The organism is Microbacterium natoriense, assembly GCF_030816295.1.
GTDB classification, from domain to species: domain Bacteria; phylum Actinomycetota; class Actinomycetes; order Actinomycetales; family Microbacteriaceae; genus Microbacterium; species Microbacterium natoriense_A.
Genome location: NZ_JAUSXV010000001.1, coordinates 1,060,127 through 1,078,118 on the forward strand (window position 1 = coordinate 1,060,127; position 17,992 = coordinate 1,078,118).

General features: G+C 68.4%; 12 protein-coding genes. 8 read left to right on the forward strand and 4 right to left on the reverse strand.

The window, feature by feature from the left end; translation table 11 throughout:
• Positions 1 to 70 precede the first annotated feature (70 nt).
• Positions 71 to 451 carry a hypothetical protein gene (locus QFZ53_RS05010; RefSeq protein WP_307294208.1) on the forward strand — a complete coding sequence of 127 codons (381 nt, stop codon included), beginning with the start codon at positions 71 to 73 and terminating at the stop codon, positions 449 to 451.
• 1 nt (position 452) lies between these two features.
• Here QFZ53_RS05010 and QFZ53_RS05015 read toward each other — a convergent pair whose 3' ends face one another.
• Complete coding sequence (locus tag QFZ53_RS05015; RefSeq protein ID WP_307294211.1) at positions 453 to 758, reverse strand: GNAT family N-acetyltransferase; 306 nt, start codon at positions 756 to 758, stop codon at positions 453 to 455.
• A gap of 93 nt (positions 759 to 851) precedes the next feature.
• On the opposite strand from QFZ53_RS05015, the gene recQ reads away from it, so the two are divergent.
• The gene (recQ, locus tag QFZ53_RS05020) at positions 852 to 2,885 is read left to right on the forward strand and encodes a DNA helicase RecQ (protein WP_307294212.1); all 2,034 of its coding nucleotides are present in this window, start codon (positions 852 to 854) and stop codon (positions 2,883 to 2,885) included.
• A gap of 10 nt (positions 2,886 to 2,895) precedes the next feature.
• Here recQ and QFZ53_RS05025 read toward each other — a convergent pair whose 3' ends face one another.
• On the reverse strand, positions 2,896 to 4,131 hold the full coding sequence (locus QFZ53_RS05025) for a hypothetical protein (protein ID WP_307294216.1): 1,236 nt from the start codon (positions 4,129 to 4,131) through the stop codon (positions 2,896 to 2,898).
• A gap of 34 nt (positions 4,132 to 4,165) precedes the next feature.
• On the reverse strand, positions 4,166 to 5,431 hold the full coding sequence (locus tag QFZ53_RS05030) for a TetR/AcrR family transcriptional regulator (RefSeq protein ID WP_307294219.1): 1,266 nt from the start codon (positions 5,429 to 5,431) through the stop codon (positions 4,166 to 4,168).
• A 138-nt stretch (positions 5,432 to 5,569) separates the two neighbouring features.
• On the opposite strand from QFZ53_RS05030, the gene QFZ53_RS05035 reads away from it, so the two are divergent.
• From QFZ53_RS05035 to QFZ53_RS05060, 6 genes are all read left to right on the forward strand, one after another.
• A complete protein-coding gene (locus tag QFZ53_RS05035; RefSeq protein WP_307294222.1) occupies positions 5,570 to 6,868 on the forward strand; it encodes an MFS transporter in 1,299 nt (432 codons plus the stop codon).
• A gap of 2 nt (positions 6,869 to 6,870) precedes the next feature.
• On the forward strand, positions 6,871 to 8,631 hold the full coding sequence (locus QFZ53_RS05040; protein ID WP_307294225.1) for a glycoside hydrolase family 3 protein: 1,761 nt from the start codon (positions 6,871 to 6,873) through the stop codon (positions 8,629 to 8,631).
• Between the two features lie 330 nt (positions 8,632 to 8,961).
• Entirely contained in the window at positions 8,962 to 12,438 is a 3,477-nt protein-coding gene (locus QFZ53_RS05045) for a choice-of-anchor G family protein (protein WP_307294227.1), read from the forward strand.
• A 74-nt stretch (positions 12,439 to 12,512) separates the two neighbouring features.
• A complete protein-coding gene (locus QFZ53_RS05050) occupies positions 12,513 to 13,316 on the forward strand; it encodes a DUF5819 family protein (RefSeq protein ID WP_307294230.1) in 804 nt (267 codons plus the stop codon).
• The gene (locus QFZ53_RS05055) at positions 13,313 to 14,482 is read left to right on the forward strand and encodes an HTTM domain-containing protein (protein WP_373426236.1); all 1,170 of its coding nucleotides are present in this window, start codon (positions 13,313 to 13,315) and stop codon (positions 14,480 to 14,482) included. Before QFZ53_RS05050 ends, QFZ53_RS05055 begins: the two co-directional genes overlap by 4 nt.
• 288 nt (positions 14,483 to 14,770) lie before the next feature.
• A complete protein-coding gene (locus QFZ53_RS05060) occupies positions 14,771 to 16,810 on the forward strand; it encodes an acyl-CoA dehydrogenase family protein (RefSeq protein ID WP_292907605.1) in 2,040 nt (679 codons plus the stop codon).
• A gap of 106 nt (positions 16,811 to 16,916) precedes the next feature.
• Here QFZ53_RS05060 and QFZ53_RS05065 read toward each other — a convergent pair whose 3' ends face one another.
• A complete protein-coding gene (locus QFZ53_RS05065; RefSeq protein WP_307294232.1) occupies positions 16,917 to 17,897 on the reverse strand; it encodes a hypothetical protein in 981 nt (326 codons plus the stop codon).
• Positions 17,898 to 17,992 lie beyond the last annotated feature (95 nt).

Consider the following 17,992-nt stretch of genomic DNA (forward strand, 5'->3'; position numbering starts at 1 on the left):
TCTGGGTGTTTCGTACTGCGGGGCGCCGGTGGGCGACGGGCGCGAACTGCCGCTGGCTAGACTCGACGCCATGCGCGCCGCCACCTCATCGTCCCTCTTGGTCGTCCTCGGTGCTTCACTCATTCTGAGCGGCTGCGCCTCCGGCGGCAACGCGGGGTTCTGCGGGCCGCTCCATGACGACAGCGAGATGGCGGCCGTCGTGTTCACTCCGATGATCCCCGAGATGAACAACGGGGACGAGGCTGAGGAGCGGCTCGAACTCGCCGAGAAGCTCGAGCCGACCGCCGAGCTGGCGGACGATCTCGAGACCTGGCGCACCTATCTCGAGGCCGTGGTCGACACCATAGACGACGACCCGGCAGCGGCGCTCGCCGCCTACAACGATGATGCCGCAGTGGCGAAGGCCGGCACGGCGCTCTCCGACTACTACGGCGACGTCTGCCTGATGTAGCTCAGTCGGATCCGGGGGCCTTCGGCCAGCGGATCTCCGCTCCGGGGATCTCGTGCGTCTCGAGGTACTTGGCGATGTAGGGGCAGAGGGGCACGATCGCATCGCCGGATGACGCGGCGTCGGTCAGCGCAGCCTTCGCGAGGACACCGGCCAGCCCCCGGCCCTGGAAGGCGGGGTCGATCTCGGTGTGCGTGAAGCGGATCGCTCCGGGGCGCAGGTCGAACTCGGCGAATCCGGCGAGCACGTCGCCGACCGTGATCTCGTAGCGGGAGGCGTCGTCGTTGCGGGTGACGGTGGTGTCTGTCATGCGACCAACCTACGCCCCGTGCAGACCGTGGGCGCGGGCGGATGCTGTGGAGAACGCGGGCCTGGTGTCGGCGCGGGTCGTTACGCTGGAGGGATGCCGCAGACTTCCCGTGACCCCTACGAGGATCTGCCGTATGCAGACGAGCCCTGGGGCGACGGGTGGGAGCCGAGCGATGCGCCGGAGCCCATGGACTGGGAGCCTCAGGGTGCCGGGTACGAGCCGCCGCTCGACTGGGGTCCGGGCCCGGTGACACCTGTGGCGGCGTCCGCCGCGGGTGCGAGGCGGGCGACGCCGAGCCGCTACGCGACCGCCCGCGAGGCCCTGCACACGGTCTTCGGCTACGACGAGTTCCGCGCCGACCAGGCAGAGATCGTCGAGCAGGTGATCGGCGGCGGAGACGCCGTGGTGCTGATGCCGACCGGCGGCGGCAAGAGCATCACGTATCAGGTTCCCGCTCTCGTGCGCGAGGGCACGGGGCTTGTGATCAGCCCGCTCATCGCCCTCATGCACGACCAGGTCGACGCGCTGCGCGCGAACGGCGTGAAGGCCGCGTACCTCAACTCGACGCAGTCTCTCGACGAGCGCCGCGAGGTCGAGCGGGCGTACGTCGCCGGCGAGCTCGACCTCATCTACGTGGCCCCCGAGCGGCTGTCGAGTCCGGCGACGACCTCGCTGCTGCAGCGAGGCACGCTCAGCGTGATCGCGATCGACGAGGCCCACTGCGTGTCGCAGTGGGGCCACGACTTCCGCCCCGACTACCTCGCTCTCGGCGACCTGGGCGAACGGTTCCCCGGCGTGCCGCGCATGGCTCTCACCGCGACCGCGACACGCGAGACGCACAAGGAGCTCACCGAGCGCCTGCGCCTCGACGGTGCCGACGGAAGAGCGGCCGCGAAGCACTTCGTGGCGAGTTTCGACCGCCCGAACATCCAGTACCGGATCGTGCCGAAGGTCGATCCGCGCAAGCAGCTGGTAGCGTTCATCCGCTCCCAGCCGAGCGGATCCGTCGGCATCGTCTACGCACTGAGCCGCAAGTCGGTGGAGCAGACCGCGTCCTACCTCGTCGCGCAGGGCTTCGATGCGCTGCCGTACCACGCCGGTCTTCCGGCCGAGGTCCGTGCGGCGAACCAGTCGCGCTTCCTCCGGGAAGACGGCGTCGTCATGGTGGCCACGATCGCCTTCGGCATGGGAATCGACAAGCCCGACGTCCGCTTCGTCGCCCACATCGACCTGCCGAAGTCCGTCGAAGGGTACTACCAGGAGACGGGGCGAGCCGGCCGCGACGGCGAGGCGTCGATCGCATGGATGGCCTACGGCCTGGGCGATGTCGTGCAGCAGCGGCGGTTGATCGACCAGAGCCCCGGCGACCGCACGTTCAAGATGCGCATGGGGCAGCACCTCGATGCGATGCTCGCGCTGTGCGAGACCGTCGAGTGCCGACGGCAGAACCTCCTGGGATACTTCGGGCAGGACTCTCAGCCCTGCGGCAACTGCGACACCTGCCTCGAGCCCGCTGACACGTTCGACGGGCTCGTGCCCGCGCAGAAGCTGCTGTCGACGATCGTCCGGCTCAAGCGCGAACGCAATCAGGCCTTCGGCGCCGGGCATCTGATCGACATCCTCCGGGGAGCCTCGACCGAGCGCATCCGTCAGCAGGGGCATGAGCAGATCGCGACCTATGGCATCGGCGCAGACCTGTCCGACCAGGACTGGCGCAGCGTCATCCGCCAGCTCCTCGCCCGCGGCATCCTCGTCGCGCAGGGAGACTACGGAACCCTGGCGCTCGGCGAACCTGCCGCCGGTGTGCTGCGCGGCGAGATCCCGGTGCCGTTGCGCAAAGACACGATCGGCAGGCCGGCGTCCACCTCGCGGGCCCGGAAGGCGAGCGCCGCGGACGCGCTGGATGCCGGTGACCGCCCGCTCTTCGAGGCGCTGCGCTCCTGGCGCGCCGAGACCGCGCGGGAGCAGGGCGTGCCCGCCTACATCGTGTTCGGCGATGCCACGCTTCGTGCTCTGGCCGAGCACCGGCCGGCATCGCTCGCCGATCTCGACGGCATCACCGGCATCGGCGCGAAGAAGCGCGAGGCCTACGGCGAGGGCGTGCTCGCGGTGATTTCCGCAGCCTGAGCGCCCGCGTTCAGCGCTCTGCGGCCCACTCGGGGTCCACGGCGATCGCTGTGACGTGGAGGTCCTTCCGCGGGAAGTCGATGCCGTCGACCTCGATCTCGATCCTGCGCTCGCCCGTTCCCACGTCGGCGCTGAAGATCGCGAGTCCCAGGAGCTTGTCGTAAGACTCGCCGCGACTGGGGTTGATGAAGTCCGTGTCGTCGGCGACCCCGAACACGCGACCACCGGCCTCCACGAGCACTCCTTCGTCGGTGCGGACGACGGGCCAGTAGTCGCCGATGAAACCGCTCAGGTCCGCTGCGGCCTCAGCCTCGACGGTGTCGGTCTTGGAGACGAGCGGAACCGACCACAGAGTCGACTGTGCAGTCCAGTACAGCCGCCCTTCCCAGACGAAGGGAGCGCCGTACGTCCAGGCGCTCACGGCCTCCGGATAACGGATCTCGACCGAGCTCGACGCGCCGGTCGCACGATCCCACACGCGCAGCGTCTGATGCGAGGTGCTCTCGTCGGAGACGATCTCGTCGAGGCCGTATAGACGATCCTGTTCGCACACCAGGGCCTGCACGCCGTCGAAGACTCCGAGACCGTCGAAGTCGGTCGTCTCGGCTGTCACCGTGCGCACGCCGGTCTCGCCCACGAGGACGAGCTCCTCGCCGCAGGCCGCGAGCGCCGTGCTGGTGTAGCCGGCGTCGACCGCCGTCAACTCGTCGGCTGCAGCATCAACGAACGCCAGCTGCTGGCCTTCGGCTGAGCCGGTGTAGACGGCGAATCCGTCGCCGAGGGCGAACCGGCCCCGCTCTGAGGGCGCCTCGCCTGCAGCGGGCAGGGGCAGGCGGGTGAGTCCGTCGTCACGCAGAAGGTACTCGTCCGTCGGTCCGCCGGTGCTCAGACCTGCCTCCGACCAGGCGAGCCCTGACTCTTCGAATCCGCGTTCGTCGAGTTGGACGGAGCGGGTCTCGCCGGCTTCGTTCACGAGTACCAGGTACGACACCTCGTCAGCATCGAGGCGCAGCGCGACGACGGCGTCTTCGATCCCGAAATCCTCCGAGATCGGCGGTGCGTTGACGTTCCTCATCAGTGCCGGGATGCCGAAGAAGACCGCCCAGATCCCGAACGCGACCAGGGCGATGATGCCCCAGTTCCGCAGGAGCCCGGGTTTTGAGACTTTCTTCCCGCCCTCGGGGGCGGCCCGCTTGGCAGACGCCGTCTTCGCAGGCGTCGTCGATCTGCCCCCCGCTGAGCTCATGCCTCGATCCTCTCAGAACCTCAGTGCGCGCTGATCACCGCCGAGGCAGCACGTCCTCGAGGTGCGCACGAAGCTGAGCTGCGACGTCGACGGCGTTCCGATCGTAGAGCCACTGGTACTGCAGGCCGTCCCACAGCGCGATGAGCCAGACCGCCTCGCGCTCCGGGTCGCGGTGTGCGGGGAGATCGCCGTCGAGCTGCGCGAGCCGGAACACCTCGGTGAAGTACTCCATGCTGCGGGCGAAGCGGTTCTGGAAGTAGGCGTGCGCCGGGTGCGAAGCCGGCACGGCCTCGCATGACAGCACGGCGTACACCTCGATCAGGCCCGGTTCGTCGACCGCGTTGTGCACCGCCCCCGATGGCATCCCGCGCAGCAGGTCAGCAGCCCGACGGGCGTCGGCCGTCTCACCCTGCACGCGGATCGCCTTGTCACGCTCTGTGAGCACGGCTCCCAGCAGCGCCTCCTTCGTCGGGTAGTGGTGAAGCAGCGTCGACTTCGAGACCCCGACCGCCTGAGCGATGTCACGAAGGCTCGTGTCGCCGTAGCCCCGACGGGCGAACAGCTGCATGGCGTCGGCGAGGATCTGCGAGCGACGCCGCCGACCAGCGGCGTAACCCGATTCGTCGTCGTGGTCGTCCGGTCCGCCGATGACGAGCTCGGGCAACGGACCGGCGCTCTCCGCAGACGTCTCCTGCTCGCCGGGATCCCGCCAGCCGACGGGCGTGGCCCACAGGGACTCGCGCTCTTCGAGCATGTCGACGACGTCGACGCGATCGGGGAGGTACTGGGCCATGAGCTGCAGGCCGTCCCACCCCGCGATCGCTCGAGTGGTCTCCGCCTCGACGTCGCGATCGGGGGCGATGACACCGTGGTCGACCGCGTCCTGCAGCGCATCGATCGTGAGAGCGCGCATGTCGGCGTATCGTTCGCGCATGCGCTCGTGGCTCGGGTGGCCGGGAGCGGATGCTTCGCCGGTGAGCGCCGCGAACAGCTCGAGATAGCCCGGGGTGGTGGCGTTGCGCGCCGCGAGCTCAGAGAACATGAGCGCGCCGGGTTCAGCCGCTGCGACGACCACGGTGAAGACGTCGGCGTTGTCCTGCTCGAACTGCGCCACGACCTCGGCCAGCAGGTCGTCTTTCGACGCGAAATGTCCGAGGAGCCCCGGGTGGCTGACGGATGCCGCCGCCGCGATGTCGCGCAGCGACGTGGCGCGGTAGCCCTGGGAGACGAACAGCTCGTGTGCGGCGTCGAGGATGCGCTGCCGTGTGGCAGCGGCGCGAGCGCTCCGGGTGCTGGTCATCGCATCCTCCAAGGTCACTCTATCCTCGCGCATTACCAATCGGTCGACATTCACTTACCAAACGGTCGAATTTGAGGTATCGTCGATTGCGCGCCGCGTCGTGGACGACCGGCGGAACCTTGCCCGAAAGGATCTCCCATGACAGAGCTGTCATCGGCGGCGAGCGCCGCCGCTGCCGGAACGACCGGTTTCAAGCTCCCCGGAACCACGCCGGAGAAGACCCCGCGCGGATACACGCCCGGCCTCGCCGCCGTGAACTTCGGCGTCTACCTCGCACTGCTCACGCCGGTCATGGTCTCGATGGCCTTCAAGGTGCAGCACCTCGACCCCGTGAACACCGAGGGCAGCCTCGGGCTCGTGATGGGTGTCGGCGCGGCGTTCGCGCTCATCGCCAATCCTCTTGTCGGGCGGCTCTCCGACCGCACCACTTCGCGCTGGGGCATGCGTCGTCCCTGGATCCTCGGCGGAGCGATCGTGGGCCTCGGCGGCTTCGCGCTGATCGGCGCGGCATCCTCGGTCTGGGTCGTGCTGCTCGCCTGGTGCCTCGTGCAGACATCGATGAACGCCGTGCTGGCCGCGGCCAACGCGACCCTTCCCGACCAGGTGCCCGTGTCGAGCCGTGGCAAGGTCTCGGGCCTCGTCGGCATCACCACGCCCATCGGCATCCTCGCCGGCAGCTTCATCGTGAACTTCCTCCCCGGCGACTTCGAGCGCTTCGTCGTGCCCGGCGTGATCAGCCTCATCCTCGCGGTCGTCTTCGTGGCGATTCTCAAAGACCGTGTGCTCACCGAGAAGCCGGCCGAGAAGTTCACGATCGGCATGTTCTTCGGCTCGTTCGTCTTCAACCCGCGCAAGCATCCCGATTTCGGCTGGACCTGGCTCACCAAGTTCCTGGTGATGTTCGGCTACGCCGGCATCGCGACCTTCCTCCCGCTCTACCTCGTCACGAAGTTCGGCCTCGACGAGCAGGGCGCCGTCGGCGTCATCCTCGCCGCCAACCTCGCGTCGATGGCCGCCATGGCCGTCTCCTCGCCGCTCGGCGGGTTCCTCTCCGACAAGGTCGGCAAGCGGCGTCCGTTCGTCGCGATCGCGGGCGTCATCATGGTGGTCGGCCTCGTCATCCTCGCGGTCGCGCCGAGCATCGCCGTCGTCATCATCGGGCAGGCGATCATCGGCCTCGGGGCCGGGTCGTTCCTCTCCGTCGACCTGGCGCTCGCCACCGAGGTGCTGCCCAACGCGGATGACGTCGCGAAAGACCTCGGCGTGCTGAACATCGCCAACGCTCTGCCTCAGTCGATCGCTCCGGCGATCGCGCCAGGAGTCATCGCCCTGGGTGCGGCCACGCCGCTCGGCGGCTACCCGACCTGGTACCTGTTCGGCGCGCTCGTCGCGCTCGCCGGCGCCGTTCTCGTCTACCGCATCAAGGGAGTCAAGTGACCATGACCGAACAGAGTGGACGTCCCTGGCTCGATGCCGGGCTGCCGATCGAGGAGCGGGTCGGGCTGCTGCTCGCCGAGATGACTCTGGAGGAGAAGGCGGGTCTCTTCTTCCAGACGATGATCGTGATGGGCGAGGGTGGCGAGCTCTCCGAGGGCGATGCGAACTTCGGTATCCCCTCGAACCGCGAGTACGTCGTCGGCCGGCACATGAACCACTTCAACCTGCTCGGCGTCGCGCCGAAGGCGAGCGACATCGCCGCCTGGCACAACAGGCTGCAGGAGCTCGCGGCATCCACCCGCCTCGGCATCCCGGTGTCGATCTCGACAGATCCGCGTCATTCATTCAGCGACAACCCTGGCGCCACGATGTTCGCCGGCCCGTTCTCGCAGTGGCCCGAGCCTCTCGGCCTCGCCGCCACGCGCGACGCCGAGCTGGTTCAGCGCTTCGGCGACATCGCCCGTCAGGAGTACACGGCGGTCGGCATCCGCGTCGCGCTGCACCCGCAGGTCGACCTCGCGACCGAGTCGCGCTGGGCGCGCCAGCTGCAGACCTTCGGAGAGGATGCCGCGCTCGCCGGCCGGCTGGGAGCCGCCTACGTTCGCGGGTTCCAGGGTGCGTCGTTCGGACCGGGCTCGGTCTCGACCATGACCAAGCACTTCCCCGGAGGCGGCCCGCAGAAGGACGGCGAGGACCCGCATTTCGACTACGGACGCGAGCAGGTGTATCCCGGAGACAACTTCGAGCACCATCTCACGCCCTTCGAGGACATCTTCGCCGCGGGCGGACGGCAGATCATGCCCTATTACGGCATGCCGGTCGGTACGCAGTACGAAGAGGTCGGCTTCGGATTCAACAAGGGTGTGCTCACCGGCCTGCTCCGTGAGCGCTTCGGCTTCGACGGCATCGTGTGCACCGACTGGGGGCTGGTGACCGACCAGCCGATCATGGGCGCCGACTTCTCGGCCCGCGCGTGGGGCGTCGAGCACCTGACCCCCGCCGAGCGGATGGTGAAGATCCTCGACGCCGGGGCCGACCAGTTCGGCGGCGAGAGCGAGACTGGTCTGCTGATCGACCTGGTGCGCTCGGGCGAGGTCTCCGAAGAGCGCCTCGACGTCTCGGCACGCCGTCTGCTGCGTGAGAAGTTCGAGCTCGGCCTCTTCGAGGATCCGTACGTCGATGTGTCCGCGGCGGACGCGATCGTGGGGTCGGCGGAGTTCCGTGCGGCCGGCGAGCAGGCGCAGCGCGCGTCGATCGCGGTGCTCTCGAACGATGGCGTGCTCCCGCTGCGCCGCGGGCTGAAGCTGTACGTCGAAGGGATCTCCCCGGAGGTCGCCGCACGGTTCGGAGAGGTGGTCGGGTCTCCTCAGGAAGCGGATGCGGCGGTTCTGCGCATCCAGGCTCCGTACGAGCAGCGCGCCACGATGTTCGAGAACTTCTTCCATGCCGGTTCCCTCGACTTCCCCGAGGAGGTCGTCGCCCATGTCGCGGAGATCGCGGCATCCGTCCCGACGGTCGTGGACGTGTTCCTCGATCGGCCGGCGATCCTCGGTCCGATCGTCGACGCCGCGAACGCGGTCGTCGCGAACTGGGGAGCGAACTCGGAGGCGCTGCTCGACGTGCTGACGGGTGCAGTGACGGCGACCGGAAAACTGCCGTTCGACGTGCCGAGCTCTATGGCCGCAGTCGAGGCGTCGCGGCCGGACGTGCCCTTCGACACGGCCGACCCGCTGTTCCGATTCGGACACGGTCTGTCGCTGTAAGCATCCCCCGTTCCTCGAAACGCCCCCGCAGCCGTCTGCGGGGGCGTTTCGACGTTGGCGGCGCGGGGCTGGCGGCCCGAGGGCGAGGCGATTGTCACGATTCGCTCGCGGTGTGACGGAAGTCTGTGCATTTGCTGGACATACCCTAGGGATACCGAGATACTGGCATGGCATGCGCTCTGCCGACTTGTCGTCGGCGCCTGGGGAGGGCCGCGTGACGCGAACACAGTCCGCATCACACGGGAGAGGCAAATGAGAATATTTGAGGGGAAGTCTCTGCGGCAACGCAGAGCAATCGGTGGGAGCATCGCCGCGGCAACCGCGGGCGCTGTGATTCTCACCAGCGCGTTGGTGCCCATGGGCGCCACAGCCGCACCGACAGATGACTCCGAGGCACTCGGCCAGGTCATCCGCACCGAGCTGCTCGGCGGAGGCATCCTCGATGTCTCACAGGCGATCAGCGGCAACCCGAGCGACCTGGGCCCGAACGTCACGCCGCTCAACGTCACCCTGCTCGAGGGCTTGACCGTCGACCTCGGCGGTGGCCTGCAGCTTCCGCTGATCTCGGGACCCGGCGGCGCCGGTCTTCTCGACCTCGGCGAGCTCGGAGCCCTCAACTCGTTCGCAGGCTCGCCCACGGCGAACACCTCGACGGCGAGTGCGGGAGCGATCACCTCGGACGGCGCGATCGCCACCGACATCAACAACCCCGGCGCCTACGGCAACGCGAAGGTCAACCTGACCGATGTGCTCGAGCAGCTCGGTGTCGCGGGAATCACTGACCAGGTGGTCGACAACCTCGGCCTCGAGCTGGGCGCCATCGCGTCGACCGCGACGGCGACCGGTGCTGCCGGAACGGTCGACTTCGCGTCGGAGTACACGGTCGCGGACCTCGAGCTGAACGTCTCCAGCCCGCTCGTGGGCACAGTGGCCACTTCTCTCGGCGGAGTGCTCAACGGCGTCGGAGACACGCTGAACACGGCAGTGGGGGCTGGGGGAGTCCTCGACACCGTCGTCGGCGCAGTCGACCTCGACTTGGGCGTTCCAGCCGTTCTGCAGGTGCAGATCGGCGGCGGCACGATCGCGATCGACGGACTCGACGCCGCGATCACCGCTGCGACGAACACCCTGATCGCGGAGCCGCTCGCTGACCCGAACGGCATCGTGTCGATCGATCTCGCGAACGGTCTCATCTCAGTCGATCTCGCGAAGATCGTGAACGGGCCGGCGGCGACAGACCTCAACGGTCTGGCCCCGAACACGCTCGTCCTCGACGACACGACGATCACGGCGATCACCTCGGCCGTCTCCGCGGCTCTGGGCACGTTGACGACCAAGGTCACGACCGTCGTCACCGACTTGATCAACAACCTGAGCGTTCACATCACGCTCGGAGCGCACGTGACCGCTCTCCTGCTCAACGCCGACGTCGACATCACCGTCGACGCGAAGCTCGGCCAGCTCACGGGTGCCATTCCCGGCGCCCCGGTCGTGGCAGTCGTCGGCGACCTGGCGGGCATTCCGCTCGGCGGCGTGCTCAGCCTCGTCACCACCCCGGTGATCAACCTGCTCACGTCCACGCTCGCGCCGGTCATCAACACGCTGGTCACCACCGTGACCACGGGTCTCGCTCCGGCAATCGACGGCATCATCAACCCGGTTGTGACCGCGCTGAGCCCGCTGTTCGACGCGCTGAACGAGGTCGTGGAGATCACGATCAACGAGCAGCCGACGCCGGGCATCCTCGGCGCCGAGTCGTTCACGGTGAACGCGATCAGCCTCGAGCTCCTCCCGGGCCTGGGCGCGCTGAACCTCGACCTCGCGTCCTCCACGGTGCGTGCGGCTGAGCTCGCCGTCGCCGCGGTCGACGCGGCGGCTCAGGTCCAGGCAGGCACGAGCCTTCCGGTCACCGGTTCCGGCTGGCCCGCGAACACTCAGGTGTCGTTGCAGCTGACCGCTCCTGGTGGCGGTGCCAACGTCGGCGGTCCGGTGCTCGTTCAGACCGACGCGAACGGCGCCTTCACCACGACGTACCCGGTGCCCCCGGGAACGCCCGCAGCCACCGGCTACACGGTGACGGCGACAGCCGGTACGGTCACCGCGACCGACACGACTGAGGTCACAGCCGGTGGCGGCGGAGACGTCAACACCAACGCGGCGGCCTCGGCATCCGCATCGGCTGACGCCACCGCTGACGGCGACCCGTCCGCACAGGCGGCGGCTGAGGCTGCGGCCTTCTCCGACGCGACCGCGATCGCCTCTGCTGCGGCCACGGCCGACGCTGAGGCGGCAGCCGAGGCTGCGGCCACGGTGACCGCTTCTTCGGAGGCCTCGACCACGGCTGACGCCGATGTCAACGCTTCGGCAGCTGTCGCTGCTCAGGCTGCGGCACAGGCTGACGCGTCGGATGACGTGAACGCTGCGGCTTCGACCGCTGCGGAGGCGAACTCCTCGGTCGCATCCGACTCGGCAGCAACCGCTGATTCATCGACGGAGGCCTCGAGCGAGGCATCGGCGAACACCAATGCGACGGCTTCGGCCACCGCATCGGCGAACGCCGACGCATCGACCGCGGCAGTCGCCGAGGCCGCTGCTCAGGCGGCTGCTTACGCTGAAGCCGAATCGGACGCCTCCGCGGCAGCCGACATCGACGCGAGCGCAGCGGCGGAGACCGCGGCAACAGCGACCTCGTCGACTGCGGCCACCGCCGACGCCACTTCGGCGGCCAACGCCGGTGCGGCCATCGCCGCTCAGGCTGCGGCTCTCGCCGACGCCACGTCCAACACGGAGGCCGACACCTCGGCGACGTCCGATGCGAGCACGTCCGCTGCGGCGAACGCCTCTGCCGCGGCGATCGCCACAGCGTCGACCACGGCGTCGGCTGACGCGGTGGCCGAGGCCACCTCGACGGCTACCGCTGCGGCTGACCCGGACGCGACGGCAACGGCAACGGCATCGGCTGAGGTGAACACCAACGCCTCGGCGTCGGCGGCAGCTTCGGCTCAGGCGGATGATGACAGCAACGCTTCGGCGGAGGTTGCGGCTCAGGTCGCTGCCCTCGCAGACGCGACGAGCGTCGCTACGGCGGCTGCGGACGCCTCGGCGAACATCGCAGCCGAGGCGGCCGCGACGGACGACGCATCGACCGATGCATCGACCACGGCCACGTCCGAGGCGAATGCTGCAGCTGCGGCATCCGCTCAGGCGGCGGCGCAGACGGACGCGACGTCCACGAGCGCGGCTGACACGTCGGCATCGGCTGACGCCGACCCGAACGCGGCAGCTTCGATCGCGGCCAACGCCACGTCGTCGAACACCGCCTCGGCCACTGCTGCGGCTGACGCCACGGCAACGGCCACGGCGAGCGCCACCACGTCGGCTACCGCGTCCGCCTCGGCGAACGCGAACCCGACGGGCAAGCTCGGCATCACGGTGAAGGTTCCGGTCCTGGAGCGCGGCCAGCAGCAGACCACTGTCGGCACGGGCTTCAAGCCGGGCGAGGTCGTCACCGGTGTGATGACCTCCGACCCGCTGGCACTGGGCACCCAGGTCGCCAACGCGCAGGGAACCGTCACCTTCACGTGGGCGATCCCGGCCGGCACCGACCTGGGCACGCACACCGTCACCCTGACCGGCGCAGAGTCGGGCAGTGTCGCGGGTACGTTCCAGGTCGTGGCCAAGGGCCTCGCCGCAACGGGTGGCACCGCGCCGAACGGCTGGATCGTCCTCGGAGCACTGCTCCTGATGTTCGGTCTCGGCACGGCGCTGGTCGCACGCTCCAAGCGTGAGACCGTCACCGCAGAGTAAGTGAGACGCTGACAGAGGTCGGGGTCGCCCGTTCAGGGCGGCCCCGGCCTTCAGTGATGAGAAGGACCTTTTCGATGAGCACGAACACTGAACCGGTGCAGAGCGACGCGACCGTCGCCTCCCGACCGCGGCCGACCTGGTGGGTGAAGCTCATCGCCTTCGCCGCGTGCCTATTGACGCTCTGGCATGTCGGGGCGTCGTTCCTGTGGATCGCGCCGTACTCGGCGCTGCGTGAGATCCCCACCCAGAACGTGCTCGCGAGCTACATGCTGCCCATGTTCGGCCAGTCCTGGAGCGTCTTCGCCCCAGAGCCGATCAACGGCGACTACCACTTCAACGTCCGCGCCCTCATCGAGAAGGACGGCGAGGAGACCGAGACCGGCTGGGTCAGCGCGACCGACGTCGAACTCTCGATGATCCGCTACAACCTGTTCCCCCCTCGCGCCGGCATCCAGTCCAGCGAGGTCGCGAGCAACCAGATGAACGCCTACAACGACCTCAGCGGCGAACAGCAGGCCGTTGCCGCGCTCGACTTCGACGAGGATGACTGGGAGGACTGGATGGTCCGCTCCTTCGACAAGCTCGAGGGCGACGACAACCCCGACACGACCGAGTACATGGCGGCGGAGCATCTGGCCACCGCGTACGCCACCCAGGTCGCCTACGCGATCTGGGGAGCGGATGCCGTCGTCAAGGTGCAGTACCGCGTGAGCCGGCAGAACGTGGTCCCGTTCGCCCAGCGCAACAATCCCAATGCGCAGCGCCCCGACCCCACTTTCGCGACGACAGGCTGGCGCCTGCCGATCGAAGAGAAGGGGCAGAGCCGCGAGGACTTCGCCGACGTCTTCCGCGCCCAGTTCGAGAGGACCCAGCAGTGACCGTCGCGCCCGACACCAAGAAGAAGGCGGATGCTGCGCCCACGAAGTCTGCGTCGAAGGCATCCGCTCCGCAGAAGAAGAATGCACCGGAGCCCGAGACTCCGCAGGCGTCGCTGCCCGCGCGTCTGCTGACCTTCGCCGCCTCGATGATCGCCGGCTTCTGGAACATGGTGCTGTCGGCGGTCGACCGCATCTCGGCATTCGTGTTCGATTGGCTGTTCGGCGGCAAGAAGGCGCTGTACGGCCTCGCCGTGACCCGCATACTGTTCGGCGTCACCGCGCTCGGGCTGCTGGCGTCGAACTTCGGCACGCGGCTCTACACGTTCGGTGCGGGTTCCGCCTGGAACGGCGAGATGGTCGAGCCGGTCAGCGATTTCCCGAAGATCTGGGTGTTCAGCGCGTTCCACGCCGCGATGGGCAACGACGCCGTCTACACCGCGCTGTACGTGCTGCTGGCCGTGCTCGCCGTGCTGTTCGTGCTCGGCTGGCGTTTCCGCATCGTGCTTCCGATCTTCTTCTGCATGTGGGTGGGCTTCATCGAGGCCAACGACATGGTCGGCGATCAGGGCGACAACATGTTCCGCATCGCGCTGCTCCTGCTGTTCTTCGCAGACCCCGCCGCTCGCTGGTCGCTCGACGCCCGTCGTCGTGCGAAGAGCGGGGAGTGGTTCGCTCCAGGCAGCCAGCCGGCTCTGCTCGGCACCGTGTTCCACAACCTCGCACTGGTCGCGCTCACCGCGCAGGTCTGCTTCGTCTACGCGTCCGGCGCGCTGTTCAAGGCCGGCGGCGCTCCGTGGGAGCAGGGATACGCGGTCTACAACCCGCTGCACACCATGCGGTTCGGCACCTGGCCGGTGCTCAGCGACCTCGTCACGACCTGGGGACCCATGGTCGTGCTCTTCAGCTGGGGATCGATCCTGCTGCAGGTGGCGTTCCCGCTCGCGCTGCTCACGCGGCCGACCCGGCTCATCGCACTCGTCGGCATCCTGTCCTTCCACGTCGGCATCGCGGTGCTGATGGGCCTGCCCTGGTTCTCGCTCACGATGATCGCGATCGACTCGATCTTCATCCGCGACCGCACCTGGCAGCGTCTGAGCGTGGGGGTCGTGAAGCGCTGGAACGAGGCGAAGACCGCACCGCCACCCCGCGCGTCCTCGCTCGCGTAGACCGGCAGCCGCTCGTGGGTGGTCAGATGTGCAACTCCGGCGGCGGATTCAGATGCAGATTTGACCACGCACCGGCGGCGCGATGCGACTGTGGCCCCGCAGGAGCTCCGCGGCGCGCATCGTCGCTCGCTGAGGGAGCCGGGGGACGCGCGGCCGCGACTGTGCGGTGGTGACAACGAGACCCGGCGACGTCGCGGCATCCGCTTGTGTGAACCCCACACGCGAGTTCGTTTGATGTTGTCGCAGACCTACCATTGACGTATCCCTGAGTCCTTTGAGAGGAACGCCATGGTCGACGTCGCCACCGTGTCCGAAGTGAAGAATCCGCAGCTCGATGTGGAGCAGATCAACGAGCTCCTGATGGGCACCTGGGCGCAGACCCGCCGTCAGGCCCGAGAGATGATCAAGGACCCGGCGTTCTGGCGCAAGGACGACCTCGGCAAGGACGAGCACCGCGAGCGCGTGCTCAGCCAGCTGCATCTGCTCGTCGAGAACAAGGCCGTGCATCGCGCGTTTCCGAAGCGCCTCGGCGGCGAGGAGAACAACGGCGGCAACATCGCCGGGTTCGAAGAGCTCGTGGTCGCCGACCCCAGTCTGCAGATCAAGTCGGGCGTGCAGTGGGGCCTGTTCGGCTCGGCAGTGTTGCAGCTCGGCACCGCCGAGCATCACGACAAGTGGCTTCCGGGCATCATGAGCCTCGAGATCCCTGGCGCCTTCGCGATGACCGAGATCGGCCACGGCTCCGATGTCGCCTCGGTGGGCACCACCGCGACCTACGATCCCGCGACCGAGGAGTTCGTGATCCACACGCCGTTCCGCGCGGCGACCAAGGAGTATCTCGGCAACGCCGCCCTGCACGGCATCGCCGCAACGGTCTTCGCTCAACTGATCACGAACGGGGTCAATCACGGCGTGCACTGCTTCTACGTGCCGCTGCGCGGTGACGACGGCTCCGACCTCCCCGGCATCGGCCGTGAGGACGACGGGCTCAAGGGCGGCCTGAACGGCATCGACAACGGCCGGCTCAGCTTCGACCACGTGCGCATCCCCCGCACGAACCTGCTGAACCGCTACGGTGACGTCGCCGCCGACGGCACCTATTCGAGCGCGATCGACAGCCCTGGCCGCCGATTCTTCACGATGCTCGGCACCCTCGTGCAGGGTCGCGTGTCGCTCGACGGCGCCGCCTCGTGGGCCTCGGCCCTCGGTCTGAAGATCGCAATCACGTACGCCACCGAGCGCCGCCAGTTCGGCGGCGCCGATGGCCAGGAGGTCGTTCTCCTCGACTACGGCAAGCACCAGCGCCGTCTGCTGCCGCGGCTCGCGACGACCTACGCGCAGATCTTCGCGCACGACGAGTTCCTGCAGAAGTTCGACGGCGTCTTCTCGGGTCGCACCGACACCCCGGACGATCGCGAAGACCTCGAGACTCTGGCCGCTGCTCTCAAGCCGCTGTCGACGTGGCATGCGCTCGACACGCTGCAGGAGGCCCGGGAGGCCTGCGGCGGCGCCGGGTTCATGTTCGAGAACCGTCTGGTGGGCCTGCGCGCAGATCTCGACATCTACGTCACCTTCGAAGGCGACAACAACGTGCTGCTGCAGCTGGTCGGCAAGCGTCTGCTCACTGACTACGCCGCGCAGTTCAAGGGAAAGGATGCTGCCGCACTCGCCAAGTTCGCGGTCGGTCAGACCGCGGGCAAGGTCTTCCACGGCGCCGGCCTCCGGCAGCTCGGCCAGGCCGTCGCCGACCTCGGCTCGACCGCCCGCTCTGTCGAGAACGGACTTCGCGAGGAACAGCAGCACGAGCTCCTCACCGGCCGCGTGCAGCAGATGATCGCGGACATCGCGGGACGGCTGCGTGCCGCCGGCAAGGACAAGGAGCTCGGCGCGCGCCTGTTCAACGAGAATCAGGCAGAGCTCATCGAAGCCGCGCGCGCCCACGGCGAGCTGCTGCAGTGGGAGGCGTTCACCGACGGCGTGAATCGTGCGACGGATGCCGACACCAAGAAGGTTCTGACCTGGCTGCGCGATCTGTTCGGTCTGCAGCTGGTCGAGAAGCACCTGGCCTGGTACCTCATCAACGGGCGACTGTCGACGCAGCGCGCCGCAGCCGTGTCGAGCTACATCGACCGCCTGTGCGCGCGCCTGCGCCCGTACGCTCTCGATCTCGTCGACGCGTTCGGATACGAGCAGGAGCACCTGCGCGCCCCGATCGCGAGCGGTGCGGAGAAGATCAGGCAGGACGAGGCCCGGGCGTACTACGCCGAGCTCGCAGCATCCGGCAACGCCCCCGTGCAGGAGAAGGCGCTCAAGGCCAAGAAGCGCTGACGCTGCTCACTCGATGACGTGGCGCCTGCCATCGGATTCCTGCGCGGATTCAGACGACGGGCGCCACCTCAGTCATCCCCGAGCAGGCAGTGGGGCTGACCGGTGGTTACGGCTGCGCGTGGGGCTGACCGGGATATGCCGGCGGCTGCGCGGGCGGATAGGTCTGCGCCGGCTGAGCTGCTGGGTAGGGCTGAGCCGGCGGGTAGGGGTAGGGCTGCGCATACGGGCCGATCGGTGCACCTCCGACTCTGGCCCGGCGTCGGGCCCGCAGCAGCACGACCGTGAACAGCACGTAGCTCAGCGCGGCAGCGACGCCGGCGCCCGTCAGCAGCAGCGGAAGGAGCGCGCGGCTCAGATCCATGGACGTGCGGAAGATCAGATCGTAGAACCCGCTCACCGGCGTCAGCGACATCGGCGTGATGATCAGCAGCACGAGTGCCGGCAGGAGCAGGGCGAACGGCGACCATCGGGTGGTCATGATGCCCGCGACGATCAGGATGACGCCGGCGAGGACCGAGGCGGCCGCGTCGATCGCGAAGTCGAACCGGAACTGCTGGAGGGCGACGAGCGTGCCCCTGGCGAGTCCCAAGGTGAGCAACCAGGCGCCGGCGATGAGCAGAACAGGTGCGACGAAGAGCCCGACGACGCTCAGAGCGGTGTTCGGCCGTGCGGGGTACCTCTTCGAGAGCAGCAGCACGAGCCCCATGGCCCCGAAGGCGGGGAACAGGGCGAGCGGGATGCCGTACATCATGCCGTCGACCCACTCCATCGGCAGCGGGCTCTGATACATGTCCAGGAGCAGGACGGGGAACAACGCGAGCACGATCGGCACCACGGAGAGGACGCCGACTGCGAGCAGCCCGGCGGAGCTCCAGAACCCGGTCGCGACGACGGCGAGCAGAAGCAGGATGCCGAGCGCCTGCAGCAGGACGGGACCTGCGAACTCGGCGGCGTCGACGCCCCCGTATGCGCCGAAGGCGTACTGCCAGGTCCTCCCGCCGGCGTTGAGCACGCCGACGCCGACGGGTGCGACGATGACGGAGAACACCGCGGTGATGATCCGCGCGGGCACGGTCGATGGACGCATGGGACTTCCCTCCAGAGTCGTACCGCCACGGTACCGCCCGCCCGGCTGCGGCGGAAGGCGACCGAGCGGGCGCGGAACAGGAAGAATGGAGAGCA

What these genes read in the sequence shown, in the direction of transcription:
- QFZ53_RS05030 (WP_307294219.1), bottom strand. Translation starts at nt 5,431, where the DNA reads ATGACCAGCACCCGGAGCGCTCGCGCCGCTGCCACACGGCAGCGCATC.
- QFZ53_RS05060 (WP_292907605.1), top strand. Translation starts at nt 14,771, where the DNA reads ATGGTCGACGTCGCCACCGTGTCCGAAGTGAAGAATCCGCAGCTCGAT.
- QFZ53_RS05010 (WP_307294208.1), top strand. Translation starts at nt 71, where the DNA reads ATGCGCGCCGCCACCTCATCGTCCCTCTTGGTCGTCCTCGGTGCTTCA.
- QFZ53_RS05035 (WP_307294222.1), top strand. Translation starts at nt 5,570, where the DNA reads ATGACAGAGCTGTCATCGGCGGCGAGCGCCGCCGCTGCCGGAACGACC.
- QFZ53_RS05050 (WP_307294230.1), top strand. Translation starts at nt 12,513, where the DNA reads ATGAGCACGAACACTGAACCGGTGCAGAGCGACGCGACCGTCGCCTCC.
- QFZ53_RS05025 (WP_307294216.1), bottom strand. Translation starts at nt 4,131, where the DNA reads ATGAGCTCAGCGGGGGGCAGATCGACGACGCCTGCGAAGACGGCGTCT.
- QFZ53_RS05065 (WP_307294232.1), bottom strand. Translation starts at nt 17,897, where the DNA reads ATGCGTCCATCGACCGTGCCCGCGCGGATCATCACCGCGGTGTTCTCC.
- recQ (WP_307294212.1), top strand. Translation starts at nt 852, where the DNA reads ATGCCGCAGACTTCCCGTGACCCCTACGAGGATCTGCCGTATGCAGAC.
- QFZ53_RS05015 (WP_307294211.1), bottom strand. Translation starts at nt 758, where the DNA reads ATGACAGACACCACCGTCACCCGCAACGACGACGCCTCCCGCTACGAG.
- QFZ53_RS05040 (WP_307294225.1), top strand. Translation starts at nt 6,871, where the DNA reads ATGACCGAACAGAGTGGACGTCCCTGGCTCGATGCCGGGCTGCCGATC.